The sequence below is a fragment of the Vibrio paracholerae genome (assembly GCF_037672085.1).
GTDB lineage: Bacteria > Pseudomonadota > Gammaproteobacteria > Enterobacterales > Vibrionaceae > Vibrio > Vibrio cholerae.
In genome coordinates this window covers 2557904-2575220 of the sequence record NZ_JBBHLM010000002.1, presented here as the reverse complement: position 1 = coordinate 2575220, position 17317 = coordinate 2557904, and the positions used below count along the sequence as shown (strand labels likewise).

Sequence of the window (17317 nt, the reverse complement as noted above, 5' to 3'; positions counted from 1 at the left end):
GGCTACCTGCAACTGCAACTGCAAGTAGTTTTGGTATAAAAGATAAAAATAAAGAGGCGCATGCGCCTCTTGGTTATTCTTCTTCATCGGCCATAAAGGCTTCGAGCAGATCATTGAGGAACAATTTGCCCTTTTCCGTGATTTGCCAGTGCTGATCATCTTCACTGAGATAACCTTCACTGATTGCCCAATCTAAGGTTGGGCGGATCACGTCAATCGTAAGTCCCGTGGTGGCGGTAAAATCGGCTTTCGGGCAGGGCTCAATCAAACGAAAGCGATTCATAAAAAACTCAAACGGCTTGTCTTGATCGGCAACCAACTGCTCGCTATCCAAATAAGCTTTGGCCAGATTGTTCAACGCTGCCAAGTAGCCGCGCGGGTGCTTGGTTTTGGTGGTGCGGACAATGCGTCCATCGGTAAAACTCAGTTTACCGTGCGCGCCACAGCCAATCCCGAGGTAATCCCCAAAGCGCCAATAGTTGAGGTTGTGCTGGCACTGATAGCCCAGCTTGCTGTAGCCAGAAATCTCATACTGCACATACCCTGCCTCACTGAGCTTTTGATGGCCGAGCTCGAAAATATCCCATAGCGCATCTTCATCTGGCAGCTTAGGCGGTTTCGAGTAAAACAGCGTGTTGGGTTCAATCGTCAGTTGATACCAAGACAGATGCGGCGGATTGAGCGCGATCGCCTGATCCAAATCAGCCAGTGCTTGCTCGGGAGTTTGATCTGGTAGACCGTGCATCAAATCCAAATTAAAGCTGTTGAGGCCAATTTGGTGCGCGAGCTGTGCGGCGCGAACCGCTTCTTGTTGGCCGTGAATGCGCCCTAAACGCGCTAATTTTTCTGGCTCAAAACTCTGCACACCAATCGAAATACGTGTAACCCCAGCGGTGCGATAGCCTGCAAAGCGCTGGGCTTCAATCGTGCCGGGGTTAGCTTCCATGGTGATTTCAATCTCTGGCTTAAACGCAATACGCTCGGCAACACCTTGCAGCAAGCGCGCGATCCCTTCTGCTGAGATAAGGCTTGGTGTGCCACCGCCAATAAAGATCGAGTGCAGCAGGCGCGGATCGCCCTTGAGCTGGTAACGTTCGATGTCACGATCCAGATCTTGCAGCAGTGCATCCAAATACTCTTGCTCAGGAATTTCGCCTTTCTGCGCGTGCGAGTTGAAATCGCAGTACGGGCATTTCTGCACACACCACGGAATATGAATGTATAAGCTAAGCGGTGGAGGCGTTAGCATGTACTCTGCTCTTCAATCGCTTTGAACAGTTTTTGCAGGGCTTTGCCGCGATGGGATAGCTGCTTTTTGCGCACCGGTTCTAGCTCAGCAGAAGCGCAGTTTTCTTCCGGAACCCAGAAAATAGGATCGTAACCAAAGCCATTACTGCCGTGTGGTGCGGTGAGGATTTTGCCTTCCCATTTACCGTGGCAAACGATAGGCGTTGGATCATCGGCGTGGCGCATCAACACCAATACACAATGAAAACGCGCGCTGCGCTGGTCGTCTGGCACATCTTGCATCGCCACTAGCAGCTTATTGAGATTATCGCCGTCGCTGGCATGCTCGCCCGCGTAGCGCGCAGAATAGATGCCCGGGGCACCGTTTAGATAATCCACTTCCAAACCGGAATCATCGGCAATCGCCGGTAAGCCGGTAATTTTCGCGGCATGACGTGCCTTGATGATCGCATTTTCAATAAAAGTGGTGCCTGTTTCTGCGGCTTCAGGGACGTTGAATTCGCTTTGTGCGACGACATCAAACCCAAAATCGGACAATAGGTCCGCCATTTCACGCACTTTGCCTTGATTGCCCGTGGCTAAAACGATCTTTTTCATGCTGTTCTCTGTGGTTTGTATGGGGAAAAGCGACGGCTGCGTCGTGGATTCCCCTGATCTTGTATAAAATTACTGTTCGGTATAGAACTTCTGGCTGAAGGTCAGTTTTCCCGCCCCTTTCAGACCAGCATCGACATCAATATCAAAGGTCAGCATCTCTTCATTGCTGATCGGAATTTCCGCCAAGTAGTAAATCGCGTTGCCTTCTTTGACTTGCTTAAAGCTCAGTTCACGCAAGTTACCAATCAGGTTTTTGGCATGGCCGGTCAGCTTGGCTTCAGTCGCTGGTTTACCGAGTGACGCGCGATCTAACACGCTGATATTGAGAATTGCGGTATAGCCGTTGCGCGTCAGCTGATAACTGCTCGCCACCTTAGGGGTGAGAAACGTTGAGTTGAACGCCGAATAGTGCACTTCAATATCTTTAATGGTTTTTTGCTGCTCAGCGCTCGCTGGCAAAGCCAATAGGGTGAGCAGTAGTGACATCATCCATTTACGCATAATCGATTCTCCTTGTGAAAAAACTCCCTCAAAGAGGGAGTGTGATTATTCAATCAGTGCTGCAATTTCAGCTGGGATCTGGCTTGGCTGTAGGATACGCACCTGTTTGTGGCGTCCTAGTTCGCCTTTTTCGATCACTACCGAACCTTTCGCCACTTTGCACCGCTTGGCGAGATACTTGCTCAAGTGTGCATTAGCTTTACCATCAATCGGCGGCGCGGTGATGGCGACTTTGAGTTCCTCGCCATGTAGGCCGACAATGCTGTCGCGGCTCGCTTTGGGTTGAATATAGAGCCGCAGCAGTAAGTCATCTCCTTCGCGCCATACGGCAGCCATTACAACTGATACCAGATAGGACCAATCACATCGCCCATCAGGAAGTTGGCAAATTGCAGCACAATAAACAGCACCAGAATGCTGAGATCAAAGCCGCCCATCACCGGAATAATGCGACGGATCGGCGCGAGCATAGGTTCAGTCAATTGATGGAACACGTATTCGATTGGGCTGCGGCCTTGGCTGACCCAGCTTAGGATAGCGCGGATCAACAAGACCCAGAACAACAAACCGCCCGCAGCTTTGATCAGAGAGAGCAAGCCGAGGAAGAGGAAATCTGCACTGAACGACACGGAGCCGCTGGAGGCAATCAAGACTAAGGCCATGAATTTCAGTACGCATAGGACGTACGCAAAAACGATGGTGGCTAAATCAATGCTGCCAATCGATGGGATCACACGGCGTAGCGGGCCGACCACGGGTTGGGTCGCTTTTACGATAAATTGTGAAAACGGATTGTAGAAATCAGCGCGCGCGGCTTGCAGCCAAATGCGCAAAATGACCACCATGATGTAGAGGTCAAATAGGGTGTTGATGAGAAAGCTCAGTGAATTCATAAGTTGCCCTTATTGATTTGGCGACCGCTCAGTTTGAGTGGACGCCTTAAACATTAAAACAGTTGTTCCATCTCTTGCGCGCGTGTTACCGCCGCTTGCATCGCTTTGGCAACGATGTCGCTGAGTTGGTGAGCGTTAAAGGTCTGGATCGCTTGCGCCGTGGTGCCGCCTTTTGACGTCACTTGTTCACGCAAAGTGGCCAGTGAGAGTTCTGGGTTGGCTTTGACCATGGCGGCCGCACCGAGCGCCGATTGTTGTACTAACAAACGGGCGGTGGCTTCATCAAAGCCTTGTGCCATGGCTTCTTGCTGCATAGCTTGCATAAACAAGAAGAAATAAGCAGGAGCACTCCCTGCGGCGGCAATCACGCTGTTGATGCCAGATTCGTTTTCTACCCAGCACACTTCACCCACGCTTTGCATCAGTTGTGTGGTAAAGGCTTTATCCGCTTCGCTCACTGAATCAGGGGCGTACAAACCGCTCATGCCAAGGTTTACCAGTGATGGCGTATTGGGCATCACACGCACTAAATTGAGCTGGGTGGCCAGCATCTCATTGAGTCTTTTGACTGACACACCCGCCGCAATCGAGATAACCAACTTTGCAGAGAAATCGACCACTTGCAGCGGTTTGCACACCTCCGCCATCAGCTGCGGTTTGACCGCTAACACCACCACATCCGCTTGTTGCGCCGCAGCAAGGTTATCGCTGGTGGTGCGAATACCGTATTGCGCTTCAAGAGGCTCGCGGCGCGTGAGTGAAGGGGCGGTTGCAATGATCTTATCGGCGGCGTAACCACTGGCAATCAATCCCGCAATGATGGCGCGTGCCATGTTACCTGCGCCAATAAAGGCGATGCTTCTCTGTTCCATTCGATACTCTCAAATCTAAAAGGGGCACTCGTTGCAACGAGCATCCCAAACGTTAAGCGTTGCGGCTGTAATCGCGCTCGCCGAAAATCGCGGTACCAATACGCACTATGGTGCTGCCTGCTTCAATCGCTGCTTGCATATCGCCACTCATACCCATGGATAAGGTGTCAATCTGCGGGTATTTCTGAGCCAGTTGTTGCTGCAATTCGGCTAATTGGGTAAATGCCGCCAGTTGCGCAGGGTAATCCGGCACGTTCTCAGGAATTGACATCAGCCCTCTTAAGGTGAGGTTTGGCAGACGAGAAATCAATTCAGCTAATGTAAATAATTGCTGCGGTTCGATGCCAGATTTTGAGGCTTCACCGCTGGTGTTGACCTGAATCAGCACTTGCAGCGGTGGCATATCCACAGGGCGCTGTTCACTGAGGCGCAAGGCAATTTTCTCGCGATCAATGGTGTGTACCCAGTCAAAATGCTCTGCCACTAAGCGCGTTTTATTCGACTGTAGTGGACCGATAAAGTGCCACTCCAGTACTAACTGCGGGTGATGTTCGGCAAAATAGCGGATTTTATCCACGCCTTCCTGCACATAATTCTCACCAAAGTAGCGTTGACCTGCTTGAGTCGCCTCAAGAATTGCCTCGACGGGTTTGGTTTTACTTACCGCGAGAAGTTGCACAGTGCTTCGAGCGCGTCCACACTTTTGTTGCGCGCTCTCAATCTGTGCAGTGATATGTTCAATGTTTTGTTGAATACTACGCATAGCCAGACTTTTTTAAGGAATTTAAATGGATATCGCTGAGTTACTGGAATTTAGTGTAAAGCATAACGCCTCAGATCTACATCTTTCCGCAGGTGTTCCGCCTATGGTACGGATTGATGGCGAAGTTAGGAAGCTTGGCGTGCCTGCTTTTACCCATTCTGATGTACACCGTTTGATTTTTGAGATCATGAACGATGGTCAACGCAGTGAATATGAAGAGAAATTAGAAGTCGATTTTTCTTTTGAACTGCCTAGTGTTGGCCGTTTCCGAGTTAACGCGTTTCATCAAGCGCGCGGATGCTCGGCGGTGTTTCGTACCATTCCCACAGTTATCCCGACGTTAGAGCAATTGGATGCTCCTGAGATCTTCAGCAAAATTGCCAATTATGAAAAAGGGTTAGTTTTAGTGACTGGACCAACGGGCTCGGGTAAGTCGACGACCTTGGCGGCGATGGTGAACTATGTCAATGCTCATCACAATAAGCATATTTTGACCATTGAAGATCCGATTGAATTTGTGCATAGCAACAATAAGTGTTTGATCAACCAACGCGAAGTGCACCGTGATACCCACAGCTTTAAAAATGCATTGCGCTCGGCATTGCGTGAAGACCCAGATGTGATTCTGGTTGGTGAGCTGCGTGACCAAGAAACCATTAGCTTGGCGCTTACCGCGGCAGAAACGGGTCACTTGGTGTTTGGTACACTGCACACCAGCTCGGCGGCGAAAACCATTGACCGGATTATTGATGTTTTTCCGGGCAGCGACAAAGACATGGTGCGTTCCATGCTGTCGGAATCGCTGCGTGCTGTTATCGCGCAAAAGCTCCTAAAACGCGTCGGGGGTGGTCGTGTTGCGTGTCATGAAATCATGCTGGCAACGCCGGCGATCCGGAACTTGATCCGTGAAGATAAAGTGGCGCAGATGTATTCGATCATCCAAACCGGTGCCGCACACGGCATGCAAACCATGGAGCAAAACGCCAAACAGCTGATGGCGCGTGGTGTGGTGGATGCGCAAGAAGTACAGAGCAAAATCGAGTTGGATTTAAAAGCATTTTAGGTAGGTAAAGACAGATGGAGTTGAATCAATATCTGGATGGCATGCTGACTCATAAAGCATCGGATCTGTACATTACGGTGGGTGCACCGATTTTGTATCGAGTCGATGGTGAATTGCGTGCACAAGGTGAAGTGCTCAGCGTGGCGGATGTGACGGCCTTATTGCATGCGATGATGGATGACGCAAGGCAAGCAGAATTTAAGCAGACGCGCGAAGCGAACTTTGCTGTGGTGCGTGACAGTGGCCGTTTTCGGGTCAGTGCATTTTTCCAACGTGAATTGCCGGGGGCGGTGATCCGCCGGATTGAAACGCGCATTCCCACCTTTGAAGAACTGAAATTGCCTGAAGTGCTGCAAAATTTGGCGATTGCCAAACGCGGTTTAGTGTTGGTGGTCGGCGCAACCGGTTCGGGTAAATCGACCACTATGGCAGCCATGACTGGCTATCGTAATCAGCATCGCACCGGGCATATTTTGACGGTCGAAGATCCCATTGAGTTTGTGCATGAACACAAGCGCTGTATCGTGACGCAGCGAGAAGTGGGGCTCGATACCGAAAGTTATGAAGTGGCGCTGAAAAACTCGCTGCGCCAAGCCCCCGATATGATTTTGATTGGCGAAATCCGTAGCCGAGAAACCATGGAATACGCGATGACTTTCGCGGAAACCGGGCATTTGTGTATGGCCACGCTGCACGCTAACAATGCTAACCAAGCCTTAGAGCGGATTTTGCATTTAGTGCCGAAAGAGCAGCGTGAGCAGTTTTTGCTCGATTTGTCACTCAACCTCAAAGGCGTGATTGCTCAGCAATTATTGCGCGATAAAAATGGCAAAGGTCGACACGGGGTGTTTGAAATTCTGCTCAATAGCCCGCGCATTTCCGATTTGATCCGCCGTGGCGAGCTACACGAGCTGAAAGCGACCATGGCTCGTTCGCAGGAAGTGGGGATGCAAACTTTCGATCAAGCTTTATACCAGCTTGTGGTGGATGACAAAATCAGTGAGCAAGATGCCCTGCACAGTGCCGATTCAGCCAACGATCTGCGTTTGATGCTCAAAACCAAGCGTGGTGATGACTACGGCAGCGGCTCTTTGCAGAACGTGAAGATTGATATGGAGTAGCGATGGTTACTTTGTGCGCTTTGCTTTTACGCCCTGCAACTCAAGCGAATTTGGGATAGAGCTTCGAGTCTGGATTGGGCATACTGCCACTTTCTCGGCTGAATAGGTGGAGTGCGCATGCCGATCACGACTCAAGAATATCTCGCATTAGGTGACGCGATTGCGGCGTTAAAGACGCCGCAATTTACGTCGCATCTTGTGGCAGTGCTACGCTGTATTGCCGATTTTGATTGCGCGGTGATCTTGGGCTATCGTCCCAAAAAACATCCGATTTATCTGTATGACTCGCTCTCGACCCAGCGTGAGCTGCTGTTTCAGCGTTATCTGACTCATGCTTATCTTGATGATCCTTTCTATAGCGCTTTGCAGCACAACACGCGCTCAGGGGTGTTTCATCTTTCCGATTTAATGCCGCTCAATCCACAGCAAAAAGCCTATCAACACCAGTTTTATGCGCAAACCGGTTGGCAAGATGAAGTGAGTTTGGTGGTCAATCTTGATGGCGAGCGTGCGATTGTGGTGTATCTCGGCTGCTTTAAGCCGCGCTCTTTTCCTCGTGAACAGATAGCCGCGTTGCAACAGCGGTTTACTGTGTTGCAAGCCTTGTGTCAGCAGCATTGGCAGCAGCAGCCACTGCGGTTAGCGGAAAGTGCGCAGCCAAGCCAAGAGTTACGGACTTGGGTTGAACAGGCAATCCAGAGTTTTGGCGCGCAGCGTTTAAGCCCGCGTGAGCAGGAGATCACTGCACTGCTCATCCAAGGTTTAGACTCACAAGAGATTGCCGAGGCACTGGCCATCAGCCACGGCACAGTCAAAAATCATCGTAAACGCATCTATGCGCAGCTGCATGTCAGCTCGTTAAGCGAGCTGTTTCAACTGTTTCTCAATCATCTGATTGGCGCAGCCGCGGATTAGGCTGTCTCTCTTCCTTCTGTCATCAATTACCAAGATTGTCCCTTTAGGGACATCGCTCCTCAGGTTTAAAGTTGGTTACTCTGCTTGCCAAGACTTTTAGGAGGCAGAATGAATTCACAGCAACTTTTTGATGATTTACAGCAGCGCGGTTTGATCGCGCAAAGCACACCTTTAGAGGCGCTGGTTGAGCGCTTTGCTTCGCCGCAAGTGCTGTATTGCGGTTTTGACCCCACTGCCGGCAGTTTGCACATCGGCCATTTGGTGCCACTGCTGATGCTTAAGCGTTTTCAAAACGCCGGACATCAAGCGATTGCGCTTATCGGTGGTGCCACAGGCATGATTGGCGATCCAAGCTTCAAAGCCAACGAGCGGGTGCTCAATAGTGCGCAAACCGTGCAGCAGTGGGTGAGTGATTTAAGCCAGCAAATCACGCAATTGATGACCTCGCAGAGCGAAAACTGCGCATCGCTGATGACCGTCAATAATGCTGATTGGATCGGCAAGATCAATCTGATCGATTTTTTCCGCGATGTGGGCAAGCATTTTTCCGTCAATACCATGATCAATCGTGAATCGGTAAAGCAGCGTTTGGCGCGTCCGGATCAAGGCATCTCTTTTACCGAGTTCAGTTACTCTTTGCTGCAATCCTATGACTTTGCGCATCTCAATCGTGAGTTTGGCTGCGCGCTGCAAATTGGTGGCAATGATCAGTGGGGCAATATTGTCAGCGGAATTGATTTGACCCGTCGCCTGAATGGGGCTGAGGTGTGTGGTTTAACTCTGCCGCTCATTACCAAATCCGATGGCACTAAATTTGGTAAAACCGAAAGTGGCGCCGTGTGGCTTGAGAGCAGTAAAACCTCGCCCTATCGCTTCTACCAGTTTTGGTTAAACAGTGATGATGCGGATGTGTACCGTTTCTTGGCGTATTACACCTTTTTGAGCACGGCTGAGATTGAGAGAATCCGTCAAGCCGATGCGTTACATGCAGGCAAGCCACAAGCGCAGCAGATTTTGGCAGAGCACGTGACCCGTTTTGTGCATGGTGAAGAGGGACTCGCGGCGGCGCAGCGGATTACTCAAGCGCTGTTTAGCGGCGATGTCAGCTATCTCAGCTTAAGTGAGTTGGCTCAGTTAGAGTTGGATGGTTTGCCTTGTGTGGCTGCATCACGCAGCGACTCCTTACTCGATTTGCTGCTTAGCTCAGGTTTAGCCAGTTCTAAGCGCCAAGCGCGCGAGTGGCTGGAGAATGGGGCGATTCGCGTCAATGGTGAGCGAGCACAGCAAGAGGGTGTGTTATCGGGCTTTGCTCTGTTTGATCGCTACTATGTGTTGCAACGCGGTAAGAAGCAGTTTGCTTTGATCAAATTGGAAGGTTTGGCTGAGTAAAATCGTTTGATAGAAGCAGTGGGGTTAGCCCCACTGACTTTCAAACCAACTCTCTAGAATGATCACCGCCGATTGGCAGTCCACATTGCCTTTGCTCAGTGCTTTGTAACCGCCCATGGCGAACAGCTCTGCGCGCGCTTCGGTGGTGGAAAGACGCTCATCATGCAGTTCTACGGGCAAACCAAAACGGCCATGCAAACGCTGAGCGAATTTCTTTGCGCGTGGGGTGATGGTGTCCAGATCTTTGCCGTGCAGATCGGTAGGCAGGCCAACAATCAATAAATTGGGTTGCCACTCTTTGATCTGTTTTTCAATTTCATCCCAATTGGGGATGCCATCATTGGCTTTAAACGCTTTCAGCGGAGACGCCGTGCCCGTGATCTCTTGACCGATTGCACTGCCAATGCTTTTGGTGCCGTAATCAAAGGCCATAACGGTACGTGACATGCGATTTCTCTTTTAATAAAAAATGTTCAATAAAAAATGACAGTAAAAATGAGGCTGCGTGATCGCAGCCTTGGATATGGTTAGGCGTGTCCGGCGTCGCTGGAAAGCTGCGCAGGGGAGATACCGAGTTTTTGAATAGCCTTTTGCCATTTCTCATGCACGGGCGTGTTAAAAATCAGCTCAGGATCCGCTTCTATGGTGAGCCACGAGTTTTCGGTGAGTTCCACCTCTAACTGGCCAGCAGACCAACCCGAATAGCCCAGCGCGACAATGTAGCCTTCAGGCTCCGCCTCGGTACCGAGTACAGTGAGAATATCCTTCGAGGTGGTGACGGCGATGTCATCGGTCATCTTCATGCTCGATTCGTAGTGATCGCGTGGACGATGCAGAATAAACCCGCGATCTTCCGACACAGGTCCGCCATTAAACACCGGCTTTTTCAAACTCTCTTGGTGCGATTGTGGGTAAGCGGGCTCAATATCGACCTGCTTGAGCATGCCGCCGACCGTAATATCGATCGGCGCATTGATCATTAACCCCATCGCACCATCTTGGTTGTGCTCGCAAATATAAATCACGCTGCGCTTGAAGTAAGGATCCTTCATGCTTGGCATGGCAACCAGAAAATGATTGGTAAGATTCATACTGTGTCCAACCTCTATGTCACTGCTATGGTTGCTCACATCGCCGTCGCTTTTAAGCGACGCTCAATGGCATCCATCAGCTTGCCTGTGATGGAAATATCGTACGCAGCTTCAATCTCTCGAATGCAGGTTGGGCTGGTGACGTTAATTTCGGTCAGTTTATCGCCAATGACATCTAAGCCTACAAACAGCAGCCCTTTCTCTTTGAGAGTCGGTGCGACCGCTAGGGCAATTTTCTTATCGGTTTCACTCAGTGGGCGTGGCTCACCACGACCGCCGGCCGCCAAGTTACCGCGGGTTTCCCCTTTGGCGGGGATACGCGCCAAGCAGTAAGGCATAGGTTCACCATCGACCACCAAAATGCGTTTATCACCGTTGCTGATATCTGGCACAAAGGTCTGCGCCATGCAGTAATTCTGGCCGTGGTTGGTTAAGGTTTCGATGATCACTGAGAGGTTTGGATCGCCCTCTTTAACGCGGAAAATCGAAGCACCGCCCATACCGTCGAGGGGTTTTAGGATCACATCCCCGTGCTGTTCACGGAAGGCTTTAATTTTCTCGGCTTTGCGCGTCACCATAGTGATCGGCGTCAGCTCTGGGAACCAAGCGGTGAACAGTTTTTCATTACAATCGCGCAGGCTTTGTGGTTTGTTCACCACTAACACGCCTTCATCTTCCGCGCGCTCCAAAATGTAGGTTGCGTAGATGTATTCGGTGTCGAACGGCGGATCCTTACGCATTAAAATCGCATCCAATTCAGAAAGTGCGATGGTTTGCTCAGATTTGAATTGATACCAACCGCTCGGATCTTCTTTCAGCTCGACAACTTTAGTATCGGCCAGTGCTACACCTTGCTCTAAGTGTAGATCATTCATCTCCATATAATGGATTTCATAACCGCGACGCTGCGCTTCAAGCATCATGGCAAAGCTGGAATCTTTTTTGATGTTAATGGAAGCGATGGGATCCATCACAATACCGAGTTTAATCATGGTTTATCTCCATTTAGCCAAGATCGCCGAAACGAACTTGTAGTGCAGTTATCGCCGTGAGCGCCGCCGTTTCTGTGCGCAGTACGCGTGGGCCTAACAAGGTTTCTTCAAACTGGTAACGGCGAGTCATATCAATTTCTTCCGCTGACAAGCCGCCTTCAGGACCAATCAGCAAACGAACTTTGCTCACTGGGGTAGGCAAGGTGTTGATCGAGTATTTAGCGCGTGGGTGCAAATTGAGTTTCAGTGCCTCGGTGGGCTCTGCGCACCAAGCTTCGAGATCCATAATTGGGCGGATTTCTGGCACAGTATTACGGCCACACTGCTCACAAGCGCTGATCGCAATTTTCTGCCACTGCTGAATCTTCTTCTCGAAGCGTTTTTCATCCAGCTTCACGCCACAACGCTCAGAAAGCAGAGGGGTGATGGTAGTGACCCCCAATTCCACCGATTTTTGGATGGTGAATTCCATCTTATCGCCGCGAGAAACCACCTGACCAAGATGCAGATCGAGCGGCGATTCAATGCTGTTTTCTACGCGCTCGGTGATATTGACCAATACCTGTTTTTTGCCGACTTCACTGATCACGGCTGGGAATTCAGCCCCAAAACCATCAAACAGCAGCACTTCTTGTCCAGCTTGCATACGCAATACGCGACCGATATGCCCTGCGGCATCTTCACTCAGGGCAACGGTGCCAAGCTGGTGGATCGGTTCTGGATGATAAATTCGAGGGATGCGCATGCGGATAATTCCTAATCATTAAACGAGGTTACCCTCTTCCAACGTAAAGCGGTAACTTCAGTTGGAAGAGGGATATCTGGCCTCTAACATGGATGCAAGTGGGGCAAAATACAAGGGGGCAGGATGAGATTCTGCCCATCAGTTCGGGCATTGTTCACGCACAAAGCGGTTCGAGTTGCCTTGCACTTTTTCGATCCGTTGGTCACGCACACATTCCCATTCGCTGACCGGATACTGATTGTTCCACGCCTGCATTAATTGGTTTTGCGCTTTGGAAAGTCGCAAACCGTACTGCTCACTCATGTACAGATAAGTACGCGCAATCGCCCCTCGTGCACGCTCTGGCGGCATGGCTTTACGCGCTTTGAAGTTCACTTGCATTTCGCATTGGCCGTAGGTGGCTCCATCAATCCCATTCCATTGGCTGAACTCGAAGTTAGAACGATCGCCATTTACTTCGCCAATCGCCGGAGTGAGGTTGTGCAGATCCGCTTCCATCTGATTGAACTCAGGGCTAGTACGAGTGCAGTTTTTACGGCCACCTTGTTGCCAGCATTGCAACTGATGACCAAATTGCCAAGCGGGTACTACATGTTCCCATTCAATCCGCGAAGCACGATTCTCATTTTTGCGTACTTGATAGCCGCAACTCTCCAAATCTGGGATGCCTTTTTTGCCCTGCCAGCGAATCTCACAGCCGCAGTAAAAAGAGACCGGATGATCCTGATAAATCTTCACCGCTTCATTTTTGGCATGACTAAAAGACATGGGGGCGGCAAAGGTGAGCAGAGGTAAGCTAGCAGCAAGCGTGGTAACGAAACGAAAAATCATCATAAAAGACGTAGATAAGTAGGTTTTGTATCAGTTTAACACTCATAAATTGCCTTTGTCGTTGATGCTTTTGTTAGTTTTTGGCGAGAGCAAGGCAAAGCCTATAGAAGTGGCCGCAGCCAATCAAAGGTTAGGCTTGGTAGATCAAGTTTTGTTGGCAGCTTTGACAGCGATAGGTGGCTTCACCGCGCAATATTTTATTGTGGCGACGAATGGTGAGCGGGTATTCACGACAGGCACAGCGGTAGTGGAAGGTTTTGCCCTGTACTGAAGCGACAGAAAAGGTGTGAGTGGTTTTGGGTTCGAGTTGAAAGACTTGGCTCATCACTTGTTGCCATTCGACGCCGTGTGGACGTACTCGGCCATAAAGCTGATACGTAATCAGATGCGCGATTTCGTGTGGGATCACTTGCTGGAGGAAGTCATCGACGTTTTCGGCAAACAGCACCGGATTAAGGCGGATTTCCCACAGCTGCAAATAGGCTTTACCGGCAGCGCGTCCACGTAAACGGTAATTGAGTTTGGGCAGTTTAAAGGGGCGTTGCAAAGCCTCGCTGGCGGTAGCGATACATTGTTTGATTTTCTGCTCAGCTTGGCAGTGCAGATCAAAACGAACCATTAGCGAATGTCTACCTCTAAAAACTCTGTCATCGAACTCATAAAAAAGGCCCTTTCATGAGAAAGGGCCTTGAACTGTATTGCAATCCTCGCCGTTTGTCAGCGATGAGTTGAAATAATGCTTATTTTAGACCAGCGAAGTCACGCAGTAGCGCGGCTTTGTCGGTGGCTTCCCAAGGGAACTCTTCACGGCCGAAGTGACCGTAAGCGGCGGTTTTCTTGTAGATAGGTTGCAGCAGGTTCAGCATCTCTTGCAGACCGTATGGACGCAGGTCGAAGAACTGGCGAACGGCTTCAATGATGATCTCTTGCGACACTTTCTCAGTACCGAAAGTTTCCACCATGATCGACGTTGGATCCGCGACACCGATAGCATAAGAGAGTTGGATTTCACAACGATCAGCCATACCCGCCGCAACGATGTTTTTCGCAACATAACGTGCTGCGTAAGCCGCTGAACGGTCAACCTTGGATGGATCCTTACCAGAGAATGCACCACCACCGTGACGCGCTGCGCCGCCGTAGGTATCAACGATGATCTTACGACCGGTCAGACCACAGTCACCCATTGGACCACCAATCACGAAACGACCAGTTGGGTTGATGAAGTATTTGGTCTCTTTGCTCAACCATTCTGCTGGCAGAACTGGCTTGATGATCTCTTCCATCACCGCTTCACGCAGATCTGCGGTAGAGATTGAATCACTGTGTTGAGTCGACAGAACTACAGCATCAATACCTACGATCTTGCCTTGGTCATACTGGAAGGTTACCTGAGATTTCGCATCAGGACGCAGCCATGGCAGTGTGCCATTTTTACGAACTTCAGCTTGGCGCTGCATCAGACGATGCGCGTAGGTGATCGGTGCTGGCATCAGCACTTCAGTTTCGTTGGTCGCATAACCAAACATGATGCCTTGGTCGCCCGCGCCTTGCTCTTTAGGATCGGCTTTATCAACACCTTGGTTGATGTCTGGCGATTGTTTACCTATGGTGTTCAGTACCGCACAAGAGTTGGCATCAAAGCCCATGTCTGAGTGCACGTAACCAATTTCACGAACGGTTTGACGAGTAATCTCTTCGATATCAACCCAAGCGGAAGTCGTGATTTCACCGCCCACCATCACCATGCCAGTTTTTACGTAAGTTTCGCAAGCAACGCGAGCTTTAGGATCTTGCTCAAAAATCGCGTCCAACACTGCATCAGAGATCTGGTCTGCAATTTTATCTGGATGGCCTTCTGATACCGATTCTGAAGTAAACAGGTGCTTAATCGCCATGATAGCTCCAATATTTGTGGTTATTCGCTAACGTCTCAGTTCTTTCCGACCTATGGTTTGAGTCGCTTAGAGATAATGACGTTATCGATCAATTTAGTACATTTTGTAGGCGTTTCTACATCTAGACGGCTATTCTAGTGTCGGGCGCTCAAATTACAAGCTCTTTTTCTATTTAGCGCATAACCAAACGTTTGCTTAAAAAAGTCAGCTTTGCCACTACAAAGCGAGAATGTGCTAAAAAGTGTGACAAAATCGGAGCAAAGCACCAGTAAATCGTTTGCAGCAGCAGGGGGGCTTTGCGACAATAGCCGCCACTGATTTTCCGCATCCATTCATTTCGCTTACTTCCCATTTAGGAGTCGACATGTCTTCTCGCAAACAACTTGCCAATGCTATCCGTGCCCTGAGCATGGACGGCGTTCAAAAAGCTAACTCTGGCCACCCGGGAGCCCCGATGGGCATGGCGGATATCGCCGAAGTACTGTGGCGTTCACACTTAAACCACAACCCACAAAACCCAAATTGGGCTGATCGCGACCGTTTCGTACTGTCTAACGGCCACGGCTCTATGCTGATTTACTCGCTGCTGCACCTGAGCGGCTACGAGCTGTCGATTGACGATTTGAAAAACTTCCGTCAACTGCACTCAAAAACACCAGGTCACCCAGAATACGGTTACGCACCGGGCATCGAAACCACTACGGGCCCACTAGGCCAAGGCATCACCAATGCCGTAGGTATGGCGATTGCTGAGAAAGCTCTGGCAGCGCAGTTCAACAAACCGGGTCACGACATCGTTGACCACTTCACTTATGTGTTCATGGGTGATGGCTGTTTGATGGAAGGCATTTCGCACGAAGCTTGTTCACTGGCAGGTACGCTGGGTCTGGGCAAACTGATTGCGTTCTGGGATGACAACGGCATATCTATCGACGGTCACGTGGAAGGCTGGTTCTCAGACGACACGCCAAAACGTTTTGAAGCGTACGGCTGGCACGTAATTCCAGCAGTTGATGGTCACGATGCAGATGCGATTAACGCTGCGATTGAAGCGGCGAAAGCAGAAACCTCTCGCCCAACGCTGATTTGTACCAAAACCATCATCGGTTTCGGCTCTCCAAACAAAGCGGGCTCACACGACTGTCACGGCGCGCCTCTGGGCAACGATGAAATCAAAGCCGCGCGTGAATTCTTGGGTTGGGAATACGCTCCGTTTGAAATCCCAGCGGACATCTACGCAGCGTGGGATGCAAAACAAGCAGGCGCAAGTAAAGAAGCCGATTGGGATGAGAAATTCGCCGCTTACGCGAAAGCTTACCCAGCCGAAGCTGCTGAATACAAACGCCGCGTAGCAGGCGAGCTGCCAGCGAATTGGGAAGCGGCAACCAGCGAAATTATCGCTAACCTGCAAGCTAACCCTGCCAACATCGCATCGCGTAAAGCATCACAAAATGCGCTGGAAGCGTTCGGCAAACTGCTGCCAGAATTTATGGGTGGCTCAGCTGACCTAGCGCCTTCTAACCTCACCATGTGGTCTGGCTCTAAGTCTCTTAGAGCAGAAGACTTCTCAGGCAACTACATCCACTACGGTGTGCGTGAGTTTGGTATGACCGCCATCATCAACGGTATCGCGCTGCACGGTGGCTTTGTGCCTTATGGTGCAACCTTCCTGATGTTTATGGAATACGCGCGTAACGCGATGCGTATGGCTGCACTGATGAAGATTCAGAACATCCAAGTGTACACGCATGACTCGATTGGTCTGGGTGAAGATGGCCCAACTCACCAACCGGTTGAGCAAATCGCTTCCCTGCGTATGACACCAAACATGAGCACATGGCGTCCATGTGACCAAGTGGAATCGGCAGTGGCTTGGAAACTGGCCATCGAGCGTAAAGATGCGCCATCTGCGCTGATTTTCTCGCGTCAAAACCTCGCGCAGCAACCTCGCAGCACTGAGCAAGTCGCGAACATCGCCAAAGGCGGCTACATCCTGAAAGATTGTGCAGGCCAACCTGAGCTTATCCTGATTGCGACCGGCTCTGAAGTGGAACTCGCAGTTGCCGCTTACGAGCAACTGAGCGCAGAAGGCAAAGCGGTTCGCGTGGTCTCTATGCCATCAACCGACGCGTTTGATAAGCAAGATGCGGCTTACCGTGAAGCCGTTCTGCCAGCGGCAGTGACCAAGCGTATCGCGATTGAAGCGGGTATTGCCGACTTCTGGTACAAGTATGTTGGCTTTGGTGGTCGCATCATCGGTATGACCAGCTTTGGTGAATCCGCACCTGCGGGTGAGCTGTTCAAACTGTTTGGTTTCACGACTGAAAACGTAGTGAAACAAGCCAAAGAGTTGCTGGCGTAATTAAAAGCGATTCATTTCTTTGTTACGCAAAGAAAA

19 protein-coding genes are annotated in these 17317 nt (G+C 50.3%); 5 read left to right on the top strand and 14 right to left on the bottom strand.

From position 1 onward, the window contains the following. Positions 1 to 73: 73 nt before the first annotated feature. From hemW to R4537_RS16785, 7 genes are all read right to left on the bottom strand, one after another. Positions 74 to 1249, bottom strand: coding sequence for a radical SAM family heme chaperone HemW (gene hemW, locus R4537_RS16815; RefSeq protein WP_071179065.1), 1176 nt, complete (start codon positions 1247 to 1249; stop codon positions 74 to 76). Continuing rightward, positions 1243 to 1845 (bottom strand): XTP/dITP diphosphatase, encoded by a 603-nt coding sequence (locus R4537_RS16810; RefSeq protein WP_000725010.1) that lies wholly within the window; start codon positions 1843 to 1845, stop codon positions 1243 to 1245. The genes hemW and R4537_RS16810 overlap by 7 nt, the downstream gene beginning before the upstream one ends. A gap of 69 nt (positions 1846 to 1914) precedes the next feature. After that, positions 1915 to 2346, bottom strand: a complete 432-nt coding sequence (locus R4537_RS16805; protein WP_001233673.1) for a DUF4426 domain-containing protein — start codon at positions 2344 to 2346, stop codon at positions 1915 to 1917. A 45-nt stretch (positions 2347 to 2391) separates the two neighbouring features. Next, complete coding sequence (yggU, locus tag R4537_RS16800) at positions 2392 to 2682, bottom strand: DUF167 family protein YggU (RefSeq protein ID WP_071179066.1); 291 nt, start codon at positions 2680 to 2682, stop codon at positions 2392 to 2394. Then, the gene (locus R4537_RS16795; protein ID WP_001087261.1) at positions 2682 to 3239 is read right to left on the bottom strand and encodes a YggT family protein; all 558 of its coding nucleotides are present in this window, start codon (positions 3237 to 3239) and stop codon (positions 2682 to 2684) included. Before R4537_RS16795 ends, yggU begins: the two co-directional genes overlap by 1 nt. Positions 3240 to 3292: 53 nt before the next feature. Beyond that, positions 3293 to 4111, bottom strand: coding sequence for a pyrroline-5-carboxylate reductase (gene proC / locus R4537_RS16790; RefSeq protein ID WP_071179067.1), 819 nt, complete (start codon positions 4109 to 4111; stop codon positions 3293 to 3295). A 52-nt stretch (positions 4112 to 4163) separates the two neighbouring features. Next, positions 4164 to 4874: a YggS family pyridoxal phosphate-dependent enzyme gene (locus R4537_RS16785; protein WP_071179068.1), complete on the bottom strand. Its 711-nt coding sequence runs from the start codon at positions 4872 to 4874 to the stop codon at positions 4164 to 4166. A gap of 25 nt (positions 4875 to 4899) precedes the next feature. Here R4537_RS16785 and R4537_RS16780 point away from each other — a divergent pair, with 25 nt between their 5' ends. The 4 genes from R4537_RS16780 to tyrS all read left to right on the top strand — a co-directional run bounded on the left by R4537_RS16780 (position 4900) and on the right by tyrS (position 9362). Continuing rightward, positions 4900 to 5937 carry a type IV pilus twitching motility protein PilT gene (locus R4537_RS16780; protein ID WP_071179069.1) on the top strand — a complete coding sequence of 346 codons (1038 nt, stop codon included), beginning with the start codon at positions 4900 to 4902 and terminating at the stop codon, positions 5935 to 5937. A 14-nt stretch (positions 5938 to 5951) separates the two neighbouring features. Continuing rightward, a complete protein-coding gene (locus R4537_RS16775; protein WP_057644481.1) occupies positions 5952 to 7058 on the top strand; it encodes a PilT/PilU family type 4a pilus ATPase in 1107 nt (368 codons plus the stop codon). A 117-nt stretch (positions 7059 to 7175) separates the two neighbouring features. Next, entirely contained in the window at positions 7176 to 7973 is a 798-nt protein-coding gene (locus R4537_RS16770) for a helix-turn-helix transcriptional regulator (protein ID WP_071179070.1), read from the top strand. A 108-nt stretch (positions 7974 to 8081) separates the two neighbouring features. Then, entirely contained in the window at positions 8082 to 9362 is a 1281-nt protein-coding gene (tyrS, locus tag R4537_RS16765; RefSeq protein ID WP_071179071.1) for a tyrosine--tRNA ligase, read from the top strand. 24 nt (positions 9363 to 9386) lie between these two features. Here the strand turns inward: tyrS and ruvX are convergent, their stop codons facing one another. From ruvX to metK, 7 genes are all read right to left on the bottom strand, one after another. Continuing rightward, the gene (ruvX, locus tag R4537_RS16760; RefSeq protein WP_000091869.1) at positions 9387 to 9809 is read right to left on the bottom strand and encodes a Holliday junction resolvase RuvX; all 423 of its coding nucleotides are present in this window, start codon (positions 9807 to 9809) and stop codon (positions 9387 to 9389) included. Between the two features lie 80 nt (positions 9810 to 9889). After that, on the bottom strand, positions 9890 to 10453 hold the full coding sequence (locus tag R4537_RS16755) for a YqgE/AlgH family protein (RefSeq protein ID WP_001054771.1): 564 nt from the start codon (positions 10451 to 10453) through the stop codon (positions 9890 to 9892). A gap of 35 nt (positions 10454 to 10488) precedes the next feature. Then, positions 10489 to 11445: a glutathione synthase gene (gshB, locus tag R4537_RS16750; RefSeq protein ID WP_000593313.1), complete on the bottom strand. Its 957-nt coding sequence runs from the start codon at positions 11443 to 11445 to the stop codon at positions 10489 to 10491. 13 nt (positions 11446 to 11458) lie between these two features. Next, the gene (gene rsmE, locus R4537_RS16745) at positions 11459 to 12190 is read right to left on the bottom strand and encodes a 16S rRNA (uracil(1498)-N(3))-methyltransferase (protein ID WP_071179072.1); all 732 of its coding nucleotides are present in this window, start codon (positions 12188 to 12190) and stop codon (positions 11459 to 11461) included. A 138-nt stretch (positions 12191 to 12328) separates the two neighbouring features. Continuing rightward, on the bottom strand, positions 12329 to 13024 hold the full coding sequence (gene xds / locus R4537_RS16740) for an extracellular deoxyribonuclease Dns (protein WP_000972600.1): 696 nt from the start codon (positions 13022 to 13024) through the stop codon (positions 12329 to 12331). A 127-nt stretch (positions 13025 to 13151) separates the two neighbouring features. Continuing rightward, positions 13152 to 13640, bottom strand: a complete 489-nt coding sequence (locus tag R4537_RS16735) for a SprT family zinc-dependent metalloprotease (RefSeq protein ID WP_071179073.1) — start codon at positions 13638 to 13640, stop codon at positions 13152 to 13154. A 121-nt stretch (positions 13641 to 13761) separates the two neighbouring features. Beyond that, positions 13762 to 14919 carry a methionine adenosyltransferase gene (gene metK, locus R4537_RS16730; RefSeq protein ID WP_000985183.1) on the bottom strand — a complete coding sequence of 386 codons (1158 nt, stop codon included), beginning with the start codon at positions 14917 to 14919 and terminating at the stop codon, positions 13762 to 13764. Positions 14920 to 15283: 364 nt separating this feature from the next. Between metK and tkt the strand changes: the two genes are divergently transcribed. Then, positions 15284 to 17281, top strand: a complete 1998-nt coding sequence (gene tkt / locus R4537_RS16725) for a transketolase (protein ID WP_071179074.1) — start codon at positions 15284 to 15286, stop codon at positions 17279 to 17281. Positions 17282 to 17317: the final 36 nt, after the last annotated feature.